Below are 15,685 nucleotides of genomic sequence, written 5' to 3' on the forward strand. Positions count from 1 at the left end.
GGGTTCAAAGTGCTCGCTCCCCCATAAGACCGGCCGCACCCTTGGCAAGCATCTCGACCGCGAGTTCGCGACCGAGCGCCACGGCTTCGTCGTGCGACGCAGGTACGGGACCGGTGATGGACAACTGCACCAGCGTCGAGCCGTCGGTGGTACCGACGACGCCGCGCAGGCGCATCTCATGAACAATCTGTCCGTCGGCCAGCAGGTCGGCGTAGGCACCCACGGGTGCGGAACAGCCGGCCTCCAGGGCGGCGAGCAGGGACCGCTCGGCGGTCACGGCGACCCGGGTGTACGGGTCGTCGAGCTCGGCGAGCGCGGCGGCGAGCTCGGCATCGGCTGCCGCGCACTCGATCGCCAGTGCCCCCTGGCCGGGGGCGGGCAGCATGGTGTCGACCGGAAGGAAGTCGGTCACCTCACCGGTCCTGCCGATGCGGCTGAGTCCGGCGGCGGCGAGTACCACCGCGTCGAGCTCCCCGCTGTGCGCGAATCCGATCCGGGTGTCGATGTTCCCCCGGATCGGCACGGTTTCGACGGCCAGGCCGTGGCTGCGCGCGTAGGCGTTCAGCTGGGCCATGCGCCTCGGCGAGCCGGTGCCTATGCGGGCCGGGCGGCCCGCGCAGGCGGCGGCCAGCTCGGTCAGGGTGAGCCCGTCGCGTGCCACCAGCACGTCGCGCGGGTCCTCGCGGACCGGCACGGCGGCGAGGACGAGGTCGTCGGGCTGCGCGGTGGGCAGGTCCTTGAGCGAGTGGACGGCGAAGTCGACGTCGCCGCGCAGCAGCGCGTCGCGCAGCGCGGTCACGAAGACGCCCGTACCGCCGATCTGCGCCAGGTGCTCGCGCGAGGTGTCGCCGTACGTGGTGATCTCCACCAGCTCGACCGGACGCCCGGTCAACCTCCGTACGGCGTCGGCCACCTGGCCGGACTGGGCCATGGCGAGCATGCTCCGCCTGGTCCCCAGCCTCAGTGCTTTCTGGGTCATGACCGCCCTCGGTTCTTCGCGTCTCGGTTCTTGACGTCGACGTCGTTCAGGTCGGCCCGTGACACGGCGGCGACCGTCTCCGGGTCGAGGTCGAAGAGTGTGCGCAGCGCGTCCGCGTATCCGGCGCCGCCGGGCTCGGCCGCGAGCTGCTTGATCCGCACCGTCGGCGCGTGCAGCAGCTTGTCGACGACGCGGCGCACGGTCTGGGTGACCTCGGCGCGCTGCCTGGCGTCCAGGTCGGGCAGCCGTCCCTCCAGCCGCGCCACCTCGCCGGCCACCACGTCGGCGGCCATCGCGCGCAGCGCGACGACGGTGGGGGTGATGTGCGCGGCGCGCTGGGCGGCGCCGAAGGCGGCGACCTCGTCGGAGACGATCGAGCGGACCTGGTCGACGTCGGCGGCCATCGGCGCGTCGGCCGAGGCGTCGGCGAGCGACTCGATGTCGACCAGCCGCACCCCGGGGATGCGGTGGACGGCGGCGTCGATGTCGCGCGGCATGGCGAGGTCGAGCAGCGCGAGCCGGACGGGGCCGGCCTGCGCGGGGATACGGGTGCGGGCGGCGGGCCGGGCGCCGGTGGCGTTCTCGGCCCAGCTGCCGTGCAGCTCCAGGGAGTCGGCGTCGACGGGCTCGCCCTGCCCGGCCGCGGCGTCGGCCTCGGCGACCGCGCTGTACGCGGCGAGCGAGGCGCCGGCGGCGGCCGTCGCGGCGAAGTCGGCGGGGCAGCCGCCGGAGACGGCGGGCGGCTGGCTCACGGGGGCGGCGGCCTGGGCGCCGACGGCGTCGCCGACAGTCTGCGCGTCCAGGACCAGACCGGTCGCCCCGGTGCAGGACACGGCCACGTCGACTCGTGTCAGTTCGCGTGCCACGTCGGCCATCGCCACCGCGCGGGCGGGCGTGCCGGACTCCGTGAGGATCTCCGCAAGGCGCTCGGCGCGGGCGGACGTGCGGTTGGCGACGATCACCTCGCGCACCCCGGCGCGCGCCAGCGTGGCCGCGGCCAGGGAGGACATCGAGCCCGCGCCGATCACCAGGGCGCGCTTGTCCTTGGCCCAGGTCTCCACCGGCGTGCCCAGGGCGAGCTGCTCCAGGCCGAAGGTGACCAGGGACTGCCCGGCCCGGTCGATACCGGTCTCGCTGTGGGCGCGCTTGCCGACCCGCAGGGCCTGCTGGAACAGGTCGTTGAGGAGGCGGCCGGCGGTGTGGAGCTCCTGCCCCTGCGCCAGGGTGTCCTTGATCTGGCCGAGGATCTGGCCCTCGCCCACGACCATCGAGTCCAGCCCGCACGCCACCGAGAAGAGATGGTGGACGGCCCGGTCCTCGTAGTGCACATAGAGATATGGGGTGAGCTCCTCCAGACCGACGCCGCTGTGCTGGGCGAGCAGGGTGGAGAGCTCGGCGACGCCCGCGTGGAACTTGTCCACGTCCGCGTACAGCTCGATGCGGTTGCAGGTGGCGAGCACCGCCGCCTCGGCCGCGGGCTCCGCGGCGAGGGTGTCCTGAAGCAGCTTGACCTGCGTGTCCGTGGAGAGCGAGGCCCGCTCCAGGATGCTGACGGGTGCGCTGCGGTGGCTGAGGCCGACGACCAGGAGGCTCATGCCGGCATCACGGCGGGCATGTCCCCGTCGGGTCCCTTCCGGTCCACGGCCGCGCCGCCGCGCACCACGGGGGCCGCGGGCGCCACCATGTCGGCGGCCTCCGCGGCGGCGGCGTCCTCACCGGCCTTGCGCTGCTCGTGGAAGGCGAGGATCTGCAGCTCGATGGAGAGGTCGACCTTGCGTACGTCGACGCCCTCGGGCACCGACAGGACGGTCGGCGCGAAGTTCAGGATGGAGGTGACCCCGGCGGCGACCAGCCGGTCGCAGACCGGCTGCGCGGCGCCCGCCGGCGTCGCGATGACGCCGATGGAGACACCGTTGTCGCTGATGATCTTCTCCAGGTCGTCGGAGTGCTGCACCGGGATCCCGGCGACGGGCTTGCCCGCCATCGCGGGGTCCGCGTCGATCAGCGCGGCGACCCGGAAGCCACGGGAGGCGAAGCCGCCGTAGTTGGCGAGGGCCGCGCCGAGGTTGCCGATGCCGACAATGACGACGGGCCAGTCCTGCGTGAGGCCCAGCTCGCGGGAGATCTGGTAGACGAGGTACTCGACGTCGTAGCCCACGCCCCTGGTCCCGTAGGAACCGAGGTAGGAGAAGTCCTTGCGCAGCTTCGCGGAGTTGACCCCGGCCGCCGCGGCCAGTTCCTCGGAGGAGACCGTGGGTACGGAGCGCTCCGACAGTCCGGTCAGCGCACGCAGATACAGCGGAAGCCTGGCGACGGTGGCCTCGGGAATTCCTCGGCTACGGGTCGCCGGTCGGTGAGTTCGGCCAGTTGCCACGGTGCTCCTGCGGGATGAGCGAGGCAGGCGGCCATGTGTCCCAGGACCGCCCCGTCGAATGCAGGCTATGTCTTTGTGAACGCGTGCACAAAGATGGTGTCCGCTTTGTCCGAGCAAAGTGACCGGGCTCACGCGAACCGGTGCCGATTTACGGGAACCGACAGCGAAGTCGACCCGTTGAAGACCCGAAGGGGGCAAAACCGTACACACCTCTCCACGATGTCACCCCCGAACGCGACAAAACGACCTCGATGGTAACCACAACTACCGCTGATCACCCACTCGATCACCGGCCCCCGGGACCACGGACGGGGCACGCGCGCCCCACCCGCCTCAACCGCCCAGGGCACTCCTGAGCCGCGCGGGGTCCACGCGCCAGAAGGTGTGCTGCGCGCCGTCGACGAGCACAACCGGAATCTGCTCCCAGTACGCGCGGTGCAGCGCCTCGTCCTGAGTGATGTCCTTCTCCTCCCACGCGGCACCGGTCTCGGCGCAGACGCTCTCGATCACGGCACGGGCGTCGTCGCAGAGATGGCAGCCCGGCTTGCCGATGAGCGTGACGAGCGGCGGGGAGGAGGGGTCGGCGCTGCGCGGGGACTTCCCGCGCCGGAAGAGAGGACTCATGGATCCATTCTCCGCCCACGTGAAGGCGGCCGTCCGCCGCCGCCTCCCAGAGTTCACGCCCCGGCATCCCGGCGTGTCGGGCGGTACCGAACAGACTGGCTATGCTCACGACATGGCCGTACTGGGATGGCTCACCCCGCGTAGGCGCTCGGCGACAGCCCGCAGCGTGCTGGCCGGCGAGGCCGCAGCCGAGGCAGCCCGCAAGTCCGAGCAGGAGCTGGCGGAACTGGCGGAAGCGGAAGCCAGAGAAAAGGCGAAGGCCGAAGCCTCCTCGCCGCCCTCCCCGTCCTCCTCCCCCTCCTCTCCGTCCGAACCGGACTTCCCCGTGGTCGGGGACGATCTGGCGGCGGCCTTCTTCGACCTCGACAACACGGTCATGCAGGGCGCGGCGATCTTCCACTTCGGGCGCGGCCTGTACAAGCGGAAGTTCTTCCAGCGCCGTGACCTGGTGCGGTTCGCCTGGCAGCAGGCGTGGTTCCGGCTGGCCGGGGTCGAGGACCCGGAGCACATGCAGGACGCGCGCGAGAGCGCCCTGTCGATCGTCAAGGGCCACCGCGTCTCCGAGCTGATGACCATCGGCGAGGAGATCTACGACGAGTACATGGCGGACCGCATCTGGCCCGGCACGCGCGCGCTGGCCCAGGCGCATCTGGACGCGGGCCAGAAGGTGTGGCTGGTGACGGCGGCACCGGTGGAGACCGCGACGATCATCGCGCGCCGGCTGGGCCTGACAGGCGCGCTGGGCACGGTCGCGGAGTCGGTGCACGGCGTGTACACCGGCCGCCTGGTGGGCGAGCCGCTGCACGGCCCCGCCAAGGCGGAGGCGGTACGCGCGCTGGCGGCGGCGGAGGGCCTGGACCTCTCGCGCTGCGCGGCGTACAGCGACTCCCACAACGACATCCCCATGCTGTCCCTGGTGGGCCACCCCTACGCCATCAACCCCGACGCGAAGCTGCGCAAGCACGCGAGGGCGAGGGAGTGGCGCCTGCGGGACTACCGGACGGGTCGCAAGGCGGCGAAGGTGGGGATTCCGGCGGCGGCCGGGGTGGGAGCGCTGGCGGGCGGCACGGCGGCGGCGATCGCACTGCACCGGCGGAGGCGCTGAGGGGCGGGCTCGTCTGTGGCTGGCTGATCTGTGGCTGGTCGGCCGCTCTGTGGCTGGCTGATCTGTGGCTGGTCGCGCAGTTCCCCGCGTCTCTTGGCAGACCGGTAGGCGTCCGTGGTTTGTCTGCGGGTGCTTCGTGGCTGGTCGCGCAGTTCCCCGCGCCCCTGGGCAACTCCAGCCCGGCGGACCGGAGCACTTCAGCCCCTCCGGCGTTTGAGGAGCGGGGTCCGGGGCGGAGCCCCCGCTTAGGGGTGCAGGGGCGGAGCCCCGCCAGGGGTGCAGGGGGCGGAGCCCCCGCTTGGGGGGCTGGGGGCGGAGCCCCCGGGGGTCGCTGTTTCTGCTGCACCCACCCCCACCCCCGGAGGGTTTAGGGAAGGGGCGGGGTGGGGCCAGATCCGGGACCACATACCCGCGCCCAACCCCCACCAGTCCCCCACCCCCCACTCGGCCACATCCCACCCCCCAACCGATCAACATCGATCAGCATCACATCCACACCCGCTCACACTCCGCTACCCAAACCGCCCCATAGACGTAACAGAAGCGACGGAATCGACGATTTGAGCAACTGGGTGTAGCGCTCCCTGCACGAAGCGTTATTCTCCTCAGACGCATACCGGAACCCACACATCGCCACGGCGGGTGAACGGTCCCGCACTGCACGTGATGGAAGCTCTGCCTCTGGGAGTCCCGTGTACCCACACGTCGGGGTTGACGCCTCGGGCCTGGCTACGCTCCGCGCAGCGGTCGTCGACCGTCTGCGCGGTTTCGTCCCCACCGCGTACGCCACCGCCCCCGCCTTCGCCTTCGCCACCGCCTCACCCCTCGGTGCCTGCTACGCGCTGGCCGAGGGCGGTGCCGCGGTCGGAAGACGAAGCGGTGGCCGCAGCACGGGCACGTCCGCGACGCCGACCGCCCGCCGCCCCAGCGCGGACAGCGACAGCGCCCGCATGATGGACCTCGTCGAACGCGCCCAGGCGGGCGAAGCCGACGCCTTCGGACGCCTGTACGACCAGTACAGCGACACGGTGTACCGGTACATCTACTACCGCGTCGGCGGCAAGGCCACCGCCGAGGACCTCACCAGCGAGACCTTCCTGCGCGCGCTCCGCAGGATCTCCACCTTCACCTGGCAGGGGCGCGACTTCGGCGCCTGGCTGGTCACGATCGCGCGCAACCTGGTCGCGGACCACTTCAAGTCGAGCCGCTTCCGCCTGGAAGTGACCACAGGCGAAATGCTCGACGCCAACGAAGTGGAGCGCTCACCCGAGGACTCCGTCCTGGAGTCCCTCTCCAACGCCGCGCTCCTCGAAGCCGTACGCAAGCTCAACCCGCAACAGCAGGAGTGCGTCACCCTGCGCTTCCTCCAGGGCCTCTCGGTCGCCGAGACCGCCCGCGTCATGGGCAAGAACGAGGGCGCCATCAAGACGCTCCAGTACCGAGCCGTGCGCACCCTCGCCCGACTCCTCCCCGAAGACGCCCGCTGACACCCCACTGGCGCCCCGCCCACACCCCACGGACGCCCCGCCGGCACCCGCCGGCACCCGCCGGCACCCCTCGGCGCTCCCCGCTGCCCCGCCGGGCCGCTCCCCGTCCCCGCGGGGCAGCGGCACCCCGGCAGCCATCGATCCGCCCCTCCCGGCGCCCCTCGCTCACGGCCGGTGAGCACTTCGTGCCGCCCTCGTCACACTGTGGTCCGATCATCCTTCGTCCGTAACCCAAGTGCCGCGTCCCTCGTTGTGCCGGATGCAGGCTCCCTGTGGTCACGTCATGCTCACAGCCGCTCACTCGATCGTGTGGATGTGCTCAAGACGTGCAACCTTCCAGGCCCCTTGGGGAGTCGACCGTGATGACGAGAGGAGGTGCCGCCAGTGATCGCGAACGTATCGGCGCACCGGCGGGCGAACGCCTTCGCCCAGGCCCTGGAAGAAGCCTCGGCGGCCCAGCAGTCACCCGCCACCCCGGCCGCCCAGGCCGAACAGGCGGCGGAGGCCGACCTGTTGACCCTGGCGACCGTCCTCGGCGACCTGCCGAAACCGGAGCTGGACCCACAGGTGAAGGTGGAGCAGCGGGCGCTGCTCGTGGCCGCCATGGAGCAGATGTTCGCTTCTGGTGGCGCCGCCGACCCTCAGGTGCCCGAGCAGCGGGCCGGCCGGGGAGCCCACCGGGCGGCCCCACTCCGGAAATTGCGCCCCCGCTCCCGCTGGTCGAAGGGCATCGCTGCGGGCGGCCTCAGCATCGGTGTGGCCGCGGGCGCGTTCAGCGGCGTGGCCGCTGCCAGCTCCGACGCCCTCCCCGGTGACTCGCTGTACGGGCTGAAGCGCGGCATGGAGGACCTCAAGCTCAACCTGGCGGACGACGACGCCGACCGCGGCCGGATCTACCTCGACCAGGCCTCCACCCGGCTCAGCGAGGCCCGCCGCCTCATGGAGCGCGGCCGGGCCGGCGCCCTCGACCACGAGCAGCTCAGCGAGGTCCGCCGCGCCCTGAGCGGTATGCAGCACGACGTGTCCGAAGGCCACCGCCTCCTCCACGCCGCCTACGCCAAGGACGGCTCGCTCGGCCCCATGGCCGCCCTGTCGTCGTTCGCCTCGGCACACCGCGACAGCTGGAGCAGGCTGCGCGACAAGCTGCCCGCCCAGCTCACCGACGTCGGAGATCAGGTCACCTCCGTCTTCGTCGCCATAGACCAAGAGGTCGAGCCGCTGCGCTCGATGCTCCCCGCGCCCAAGACCAGAACCCACGGGCGTACGGACACGACGCACCACGGCGAGACGAGCCACACGGCCCGCCCGGCCCCGGCCCCCTCGTCCCCGGCGCACGGCACGGCGAGCGGCGGCGGCACCAAGTCGCAGCAGCCCACCACCCCGGGCACCAAACCCAACGAGGGCCTGCTCGGCGGCAACACCGGCGGTCTGCTCGACCCGCCCGCCAAGAGCACCCCGCCGACCTCCGGCACCACCCCGGCCAAACCGCCGGCCCCGGACGTCACCCTGCCCCCCCTGCTGCCCGGCCTGCTCCCGGGCCTGGGCATCGACGGCGAGGAAGCGAAGTAGCTCCACCGGACACGGGTGTGGGGCTCGCCTTCACACGAAGGCGAGCCCCACACCCGTGAACCCCACACCCGTAAAACGTCTGCCCAGCGGCTACCAGCGGTACGGGCGGTACATGCGGCTAGAAGAACACCGACCGCCGCTGCACCAGCAGCTTGTACAGCGTGTGCTGGATCTGCTCCCGCACCTGGTCCGTCAGGTTGAACATCAGCATCGGATCCTCCGCCGCCTCCGGCGGATAGCCGTCCGTCGGGATCGGCTCGCCGAACTGGATCGTCCACTTCGTCGGCAGCGGCACCAGCCCGGCCGGCCCCAGCCACGGGAACGTGGGCGTGATCGGGAAGTACGGGAAGCCCAGCAGCCGGGCCAGCGTCTTGGCGTTGCCGATCATCGGGTAGATCTCCTCGGCCCCGACGATCGAGCACGGCACGATCGGCGTCCCGGTCCGCAGCGCGGTCGACACGAAACCGCCCCGCCCGAACCGCTGGAGCTTGTACCGCTCGCTGAACGGCTTGCCGATGCCCTTGAAGCCCTCCGGCATCACCCCGACGACCTCACCGCGCTCCAGCAGCGCCTGGGCGTCCTCCGCGCAGGCCAGCGTGTGCCCGGCCTTACGGGCCAGCTCGTTGACGACCGGCAGCATGAACACCAGGTCCGCCGCCAGCAAGCGCAGATGCCGCTGCGCCGGATGGTGGTCGTGGACCGCCACCTGCATCATCAGCCCGTCCAGGGGCAGCGTCCCGGAGTGGTTGGCGACGACCAGTGCCCCGCCCTCGGCCGGGATGTTCTCGACGCCCTTCACCTCCACCCGGAAGTACTTCTCGTAGAAGGGGCGCAGCAGCGACATCAGGACCTGGTCGGTGAGTTCCTCGTCGTAGCCGAACTCGTCGACCTCGTACTCACCGGTGATCCGCCGCCGCAGGAACGCGAGGCCGCCCGCGATCCTGCGGTCCCAGTGAGCACCGGGCCGCTCGCGCACCCCCTCACCGTCCGGCCGCTGCGGCGCGGCGGCTTCAGCGGCCTCCTGCGGGCCCTTGCCGCCCTGCGGGTCCTGCCGGCCCTGGGAGACGGCCTGCTGGCCCGGCAGAGCGCTCACCGGGGCCGGAGGCGCGTCCGGGGCCGCGCCCCGCGGGCCGCCGGGGCGGCGGCGGGAAGGGCGCTGCGCGCCACCGCGCGAGCGGTCGTCGTCGAACGGAATGACCTTGGCGTCCGCCATCGTGGTCGATCTCCTCATTCCGCGCCGGGAGTGGACAAGGGGGAAGTCGTCGCGGCACCGCCGGCGAACGGGCGGAAGGGCAGCGCCGCCACCCCGTCCACGGCTCTCGCCAGCGCGTCCGGCGGCAGCAGCCCGGGACCCCGGCTGCGCGCGAAGTCGGCGAACGTCTCCGCCGTCGAGTACTTCGGCTCGAACCCCAGGGTCTCCCGCATCTGCGCGGTGCTCACCACCCTGCCGTGGGTGAGCAGTCTGATCTGCTCGGGCGAGAAGTCGCTGACGCCCACCGAGCGCAGCGCCGAACCCACCCAGCGCACCGCCGGGAGCAGCACCGGCACGGTCGGCCTGCCCAGCCGCCGCGAGCACTGCGAGAGCAGCAGCACGCCGTCGCCGGCCACGTTGAAGGTGCCGCTGTTGAGCGTCCCCCGCCGGGGCTCGTGCGAGGCGATGCGCAGGACCTCGATGACGTCGTCCTCGTGGACGAACTGGAGCCGCGGGTCGTAGCCGAGGACGGTCGGCAGCACCGGCAGCGAGAAGTACTCCGCCAGCGGCGAATCCGCGCCCGGCCCCAGGATGTTCGCGAACCGCAGCACGCACACCGCCACGTCCGGCCGGCGCCGGGCGAAGCCGCGCACATACCCCTCGACCTCGACGGCGTCCTTGGCGAAGCCACCGCTGGGCAGCGACTTCGGCATCGTCGTCTCGGTGAAAACGGCCGGATCGCGCGGCGCCGACCCGTACACGCTGGTGCTCGACTTCACCACCAGCCGCCGAACCGACGGCGACTTCTGGCACGCGCCGAGCAGCTGCATGGTGCCGATGACGTTCGTCTCCTTCACGGACGTCCGCCCGCCGGCCCCCAGCGGTGTGCCGGTGACGTCCATGTGCACCACGGTGTCCACGGCGTGCTCGGCCAGCACGCGCGCGATGGCGGGCTGCCGTATGTCCGCCCGTACGAAATCGGCTCCGCCGAGATGGTGGCCGGGTGGCACGGCGTCCACGCCGATCACCCGGTCCACCTCCGGATCACGCTGGATACGCCGTACGAGACGGCCTCCGAGCTGCCGGGCCACTCCGGTGACGAGCACGACCTTCCCCAAGATCAGCGCCTTCCTTTGGCCTGAGTTGCACCCTGGGCGCCACCGTAGCGGCTGAATGTCGCGAGGGGACGACCGCGTACGCGCGCGTGGCCGGGACAGCTCCGCGCGCGAGCCGTCGAAAGGGCCCCGGCGCGGGCGTCCGGCCCGCCGGGAAGGAGGGCGGGCACACCGCCGCTGAACGCACCACAGCCCTCCCACCAGGACGGCGGAAGGGCTGCGGGTTCACGTACAGCTGTCGCTTACTTCTTGTTGCGACGCTGAACGCGGGTGCGCTTGAGCAGCTTGCGGTGCTTCTTCTTAGCCATCCGCTTGCGCCGCTTCTTGATAACAGAGCCCACGACTACCCTCGCTCACTTCTCTTCACTCGGTGCGGGGCGTCTGGGCCCACACGACCTACGAGGGGCTAGCCTACCCGCCCGAGCGGAGAGGTCGTAACCGAGGACTCCGTCAGGCTGTTTCCACCCCCACGAAGGACTCTCGGAGGTACTCCTGCACCGCCTGTTCGGGGACCCGGAAGGACCGTCCCACCCGGATCGCCGGCAGATGACCGCTGTGCACCAATCGGTACACGGTCATCTTGGACACGCGCATCACCGCGGCGACTTCCGCCACGGTCAGGAACACGACCTCGTTCAGAGGCCTCTGATCAGCAGCCATGACCCACCTGTACCTTCCGCACCCGACGCGCACCGGCTTCCCCTCCGGTGACTCTTCGTCGCTGTGCGCTCACTCCCCAGACTAGGGGCGGGTGATGCGAGTGGGGAAGAGGAGCTGCGAACGGCCGCCTACCGTGACAGACACGCCCGATTGAGTACATAGCGAGTAAGCGGCCGGTAGTAATCAGACCGCACAGCGTCATCAAGCGGAACGACTACGGACACGCGCCCCTCGGCCTCTCCGACGAACAGCGCGGGATCATCCGTATCGGCCAGGCCGACCGCCTCAATACCCAGCTGACCTGCTCCGCAGACCCATCCGTGATCACCCACGACCAGGTCCGGCAGCCGCCCGCGGAGGGTCGCGGCGGCCCCCAGAGCGACCCGTACGGGCAGCGGGGAGTGGGTATGTGCGCCGGTCGCACTCCCGGCGCCCCGCGCGCCGGGTTCCCGCACCAGCGCGACTCCCCGTACGTAGTCAAGGTTGTACGTGCGTACCCCGAACCGGGTCGTTATGTCGACACATCTCCCCTGCGCAGGGGTGAGGACATCACATCCGACCGCCGACAAAGCGTCCGCGAGGGCGGCGTAGAAGGCCAGCAGCCGGTGCGGGTGGCCGGTTCCGAAGAGTACGGCTCCGCGCCGCACGGCCACGTGGCGGATACGGGCGGCCAGCGCGTCGAGCCCGGCGAGGGTCCGCTCCGGGTCGATCACATCGGGCCCCGACACGTGCGCGGGGTCCGGACTCACCCCGCACTTGTCCGCCATCAGCCGCAGTAAGTCCCGCTCGCCCCACCCCCAGGCGGGATCGAGCCCGAGCGTGACGCGCGGATCCCGGGCGGCGAACAACCGATAACTGCGCAGACTCTCCTCCCGCGAGGTGGCCACGGTCCCGGCCAACCGAGCGGCCAACAGATGCGCCCGCAGCGCCCCGGTACTCAACACCCCCCGATGCTCCCGCAAGGACCGCCACGGCGGACCAAAACGGCCGGGAGAACGCACAGTTGGCGTAACCGGCTGCCGTCCCGCCCGGCACCCGCCCACGGACGCCCGGCGGCGGGCCGCGCAGTCCCCGGCGCGATGAGCAACTCGGATCGCCCAACCCGGGGCGCCGGCCGCAGGCCCCGCCTTTCAGGGGCGCGGGGAACTGCGCGACCAGCCCCCGCCAGCCCGCAGACGAACCCCAAGCCGATCGCGGTGGCCGCAGGCCCCGCCTAACAGGGGCGCGGGGAACTGCGCGAGCAACCCCCACCAACCCGCAGGTCCCCACCGACCGAGGCGCAGGGGCCGCAGGCCCGAAGCCCAGGGGGCCCGGGGGCGCAGCCCCCGGCAGACCACCGCGCCCCACCCACCCCCTACGCCAACAACCCCCGCAACGGATAAACCGCCCGCCGCGTAGCCAGAATCGCCTGATCCAGCCGATCCGCAGGGTCGTACCCCGACTCCCAGTCACGCCACAGCACAACCCGCCCATCCGTCATCCGCCCCGGCCCCAACTGCCGCGTACGGGCGAACACCTCGTCCCGCCACGACGCGGGGATCACCGACTCCGGCGGCACCGCCGCATGCGCGGCCACCCCCACCAGATGCGTCCAGGACCGCGGCACGACGTCCACCACCGCGTACCCCCCACCCCCGAGAGCCACCCACTTCTCACCCGCCACATGCTCGTGCGCCAGGGCGTGACACGCCTCCTGCACCGCCCGTTGCGCGTCGAGCGAGACCGCCAGATGCGCCAGCGGGTCCTCGAAGTGCGTGTCCGCCCCGTGCTGGGACACCAGCACCTGGGGACGGAACTCGGCCAGCAGCTCCGGCACCACGGAGTGGAAGGCCCGCAGCCACCCCTCGTCCCCGGTCCCGGCCGGCAGCGCCACGTTGACGGCCGTCCCCTCCGCCCCGCCGGTCTCCTCCGGCCACCCCGTCCCGGGGAACAGCAGCCGGGGATGCTCATGGAGGGAGATCGTCAGCACCCTGGGGTCGTCCCAGAACGCCGCCTGCACCCCGTCCCCGTGGTGCACGTCCACATCCACGTACGCGACCCGCTCGGCCCCCAGCTCAAGGAGGCGCGCGATCGCCAGCGCCGCGTCGTTGTAGACGCAGAACCCCGAGGCCCCGCCCGGCATCGCATGGTGCAGCCCGCCCGCGAAGTTCACCGCGTGCGCCGCGTCCCCGCGCCACACCGCCTCCGCGGCCCCCACGGACTGCCCCGCGATCAGCGCGGACGCCTCGTGCATCCCCGCGAACGCGGGATCGTCGACCGTCCCCAGCCCGTACGCCTGGTCGGCGCGGTCCGGGTCCGCCGAAGCGGCCCGTACGGCCGCCACATAGTCCTCCCGGTGGACGAGCCGCAGCGTCGAGTCCCCCGCCGCTGGCGCGGCCACCACGTCCACCGCCTTGTCCAGCCCGTACGCCCGCACCAACCCCATGGTCAGCGAGAGCCGCACCGGGTCCATCGGGTGGCTCGGTCCGAAGTCGTACGCCGTGACGGCGTCATCCCACATCAACAGTGCGCGGCCGGTCATGCCCGCCACCGTATCGGGCCCCCTCCGCCCCGAACGACCGGGCGTACACCAGGGTGAGCAGGACCAGCACCATCGGCACCAGCATCGCGCCCCGGTAGCTCCACGCGTCCCCGAGCCCGCCGACGAGCGGGGAGCCGACGAGGAAGCCCACGTAGTTGAAGATGTTGAGCCGCGCGACCGCCGCGTCGGAGGCGTGCGGGAACAGCCGCCCGGCCGCCGCGAACGTCTGCGGCACGATCACACACAGCCCGAACCCGAGCAGCGTGAACCCGAGCATCCCCACCCACGGCCCCGGCGCCACCGCGACCACCGCGAACCCTGCCCCCGCCACCACGGTCCCCAGCCGCACCACGGCCACCGCTCCGAACCGCCGCACCCCCAGGTCCCCGACCGCGCGCCCGAGCAGCGCCGTGACCATATAGACGTTGTACGGAACGGTCGACAGCTGCTCGGAGCTGCCGAGCACGTCCTGGAGGTACTTGGCGCTCCAGTTGGAGACGGTCGAGTCACCGATGTACGCGAAGGACATCACCAGGCAGAGCGGCAGCAGCAGCCGGAACACGACGGGCTTGCCGCCCTCCCCCACGGACTCGACGACCGCCGCCCGGCCCCCTTGAGGGACCGCCGCCGCGTCCCCTCCCGGGCCCCCGTCCACGTACCACCGGCTCCCGGCCAGACACACGGGCGCCAGCACGATCACGACCGGCAGATACGAGACGAGCAGCGAGAAATCCCAGTGCGCCCCGGCCCAGGCGAGCGACGCCCCGATGATCCCGCCGAGGCTGTACGTGGCGTGGAAGCCGGTGATGATGCTCCGCCCGTACGCCCGCTGAAGGCTGATCCCCAGCATGTTCATGGAGGCGTCGAGACCGCCCACGGCCAGCCCGAACACCCCGAGCGAGAGCGCCGCCTGCCACATCCGGTCCCCGGCCGCGACCCCGACCAGCGCCAGCATCACCACGGGCTGCACCACCCGCAGCACCGCACTCGGCGCGACCCGTTTCACCAGGTACTCGGTGGTGACGCTGCCGGCCCCCGCGAGGATCGGCACGGCGGCCAGGAACACCGGCAGCAGACCGTCGGATATCCCGTACTGGTCCTGGATCGCCGGAATCCGGGTCACCAGGAGAGCGAAGGCGACGCCCTGCGCGAAGAAGCTCAGCGCCAGGGACGCCCTGCCGTGCCGCAGGCGCGCGTCTGTCATGGCCGCTGAGCTTAGGGCCGTTACTTACCCCTGGGTAGATAGATCACCCGAGCAATTCGCGCAGCTGTGCCATGTCGGAGAAGAAGGCCGTGCAGCCCTGGAGCCGCTCCTCGGGAGTCATGGCGGTGAACCCGTACACATCCATCCCGGCGGCCAGCGCGGCCTGTACGCCGAGCGGGCTGTCCTCGACGACGGCACACCGCCCCGGAGCGACACCCATGCGCTCGGCCGCGTACAGGAAGAGATCCGGCGCCGGCTTACCGCGCCCGACGTCCTGCGAGGAGAACACCCACTCGTCCTCGAACCACTCGTCGAGCCCGGTCGTACGGTGTCCCACCCGGATCCGCTCATGACTGCCCGAGGAGGCGACGCAGTACGGCACCCCGTCCGCGACCAGCTGCGCGAGTACGTCGGTGGCCCCGGCCACCGGCTTCAGCTCGCGCTCGAAGGCGCCGAAGACGCGGGAGTGGAAGACGTCGTCGAAGTCGGCCGGCAGCACCTGCCCGGTCCGCTCCTGGACGAGGTCGTGGATGCGATGCATGGCAGAGCCCATGTAGTCGCGAATGGAGTCCTCGTACGAGGTCGGGTGACCGAGCTCGGTGAGGTACCCGGCGAGGATGGTGTTTGAGATCGGCTCACTGTCGACGAGCACACCGTCGTTGTCGAAGATGACGAGGTCATAGCGCATGGTTCGACCCTAAACGCCGGTAAACGCAGAAAAGCCCCGTACCGGAGACCGGTACGGGGCTTTTCCCAAAATTTGTTCGGCGGCGTCCTACTCTCCCACAGGGTCCCCCCTGCAGTACCATCGGCGCTGAAAGGCTTAGCTTCCGGGTTCGGAATGTAACCGGGCGT

General features: G+C 71.5%; 15 protein-coding genes and 1 rRNA gene. 3 read left to right on the forward strand and 13 right to left on the reverse strand.

All coding sequences use genetic code 11. The annotated features are described in order from the left end of the window. Positions 1–4 precede the first annotated feature (4 nt). From hemC to ACZ5ID_RS30150, 4 genes are all read right to left on the reverse strand, one after another. Positions 5–979 (reverse strand): hydroxymethylbilane synthase, encoded by a 975-nt coding sequence (hemC, locus tag ACZ5ID_RS30135; RefSeq protein WP_468904106.1) that lies wholly within the window; start codon positions 977–979, stop codon positions 5–7. Further along, the gene (locus ACZ5ID_RS30140; protein ID WP_468904108.1) at positions 976–2,574 is read right to left on the reverse strand and encodes a glutamyl-tRNA reductase; all 1,599 of its coding nucleotides are present in this window, start codon (positions 2,572–2,574) and stop codon (positions 976–978) included. The genes hemC and ACZ5ID_RS30140 overlap by 4 nt, the downstream gene beginning before the upstream one ends. Next, positions 2,571–3,353: a redox-sensing transcriptional repressor Rex gene (locus ACZ5ID_RS30145; RefSeq protein WP_468904111.1), complete on the reverse strand. Its 783-nt coding sequence runs from the start codon at positions 3,351–3,353 to the stop codon at positions 2,571–2,573. The genes ACZ5ID_RS30140 and ACZ5ID_RS30145 overlap by 4 nt, the downstream gene beginning before the upstream one ends. A gap of 333 nt (positions 3,354–3,686) precedes the next feature. Then, positions 3,687–3,977 (reverse strand): glutaredoxin family protein, encoded by a 291-nt coding sequence (locus ACZ5ID_RS30150; protein WP_468904113.1) that lies wholly within the window; start codon positions 3,975–3,977, stop codon positions 3,687–3,689. A gap of 112 nt (positions 3,978–4,089) precedes the next feature. On the opposite strand from ACZ5ID_RS30150, the gene ACZ5ID_RS30155 reads away from it, so the two are divergent. From ACZ5ID_RS30155 to ACZ5ID_RS30165, 3 genes are all read left to right on the forward strand, one after another. Further along, a complete protein-coding gene (locus ACZ5ID_RS30155) occupies positions 4,090–5,082 on the forward strand; it encodes an HAD family hydrolase (protein WP_468904116.1) in 993 nt (330 codons plus the stop codon). A 692-nt stretch (positions 5,083–5,774) separates the two neighbouring features. Beyond that, positions 5,775–6,569 carry an ECF subfamily RNA polymerase sigma factor, BldN family gene (locus ACZ5ID_RS30160; RefSeq protein ID WP_406557475.1) on the forward strand — a complete coding sequence of 265 codons (795 nt, stop codon included), beginning with the start codon at positions 5,775–5,777 and terminating at the stop codon, positions 6,567–6,569. A 384-nt stretch (positions 6,570–6,953) separates the two neighbouring features. Then, positions 6,954–8,138: a DUF5667 domain-containing protein gene (locus ACZ5ID_RS30165; RefSeq protein WP_468904119.1), complete on the forward strand. Its 1,185-nt coding sequence runs from the start codon at positions 6,954–6,956 to the stop codon at positions 8,136–8,138. Positions 8,139–8,256: 118 nt separating this feature from the next. Here ACZ5ID_RS30165 and ACZ5ID_RS30170 read toward each other — a convergent pair whose 3' ends face one another. The 9 genes from ACZ5ID_RS30170 to rrf all read right to left on the reverse strand — a co-directional run. Beyond that, entirely contained in the window at positions 8,257–9,351 is a 1,095-nt protein-coding gene (locus ACZ5ID_RS30170; RefSeq protein ID WP_468904122.1) for a lysophospholipid acyltransferase family protein, read from the reverse strand. 14 nt (positions 9,352–9,365) lie between these two features. Then, on the reverse strand, positions 9,366–10,448 hold the full coding sequence (locus ACZ5ID_RS30175) for an NAD-dependent epimerase/dehydratase family protein (protein WP_468904124.1): 1,083 nt from the start codon (positions 10,446–10,448) through the stop codon (positions 9,366–9,368). 239 nt (positions 10,449–10,687) lie between these two features. Then, positions 10,688–10,786, reverse strand: a complete 99-nt coding sequence (locus ACZ5ID_RS30180) for a 30S ribosomal protein bS22 (protein ID WP_003948845.1) — start codon at positions 10,784–10,786, stop codon at positions 10,688–10,690. Positions 10,787–10,895: 109 nt separating this feature from the next. After that, a complete protein-coding gene (locus tag ACZ5ID_RS30185; protein ID WP_344078925.1) occupies positions 10,896–11,105 on the reverse strand; it encodes a helix-turn-helix domain-containing protein in 210 nt (69 codons plus the stop codon). Positions 11,106–11,233: 128 nt separating this feature from the next. After that, positions 11,234–12,049: a phosphatase gene (locus ACZ5ID_RS30190; protein ID WP_468904129.1), complete on the reverse strand. Its 816-nt coding sequence runs from the start codon at positions 12,047–12,049 to the stop codon at positions 11,234–11,236. Between the two features lie 410 nt (positions 12,050–12,459). After that, positions 12,460–13,626 (reverse strand): acetoin utilization protein AcuC, encoded by a 1,167-nt coding sequence (locus ACZ5ID_RS30195; RefSeq protein WP_468904131.1) that lies wholly within the window; start codon positions 13,624–13,626, stop codon positions 12,460–12,462. Next, on the reverse strand, positions 13,595–14,830 hold the full coding sequence (locus tag ACZ5ID_RS30200; RefSeq protein ID WP_468904134.1) for an MFS transporter: 1,236 nt from the start codon (positions 14,828–14,830) through the stop codon (positions 13,595–13,597). The genes ACZ5ID_RS30195 and ACZ5ID_RS30200 overlap by 32 nt, the downstream gene beginning before the upstream one ends. A 43-nt stretch (positions 14,831–14,873) precedes the next feature. Then, complete coding sequence (locus tag ACZ5ID_RS30205) at positions 14,874–15,518, reverse strand: HAD family hydrolase (RefSeq protein ID WP_468904137.1); 645 nt, start codon at positions 15,516–15,518, stop codon at positions 14,874–14,876. A gap of 74 nt (positions 15,519–15,592) precedes the next feature. Further along, positions 15,593–15,685 (reverse strand): 5S ribosomal RNA (gene rrf, locus ACZ5ID_RS30210); the annotation flags it as partial.

This window comes from Streptomyces sp. NPDC031670 (assembly GCF_055580545.1).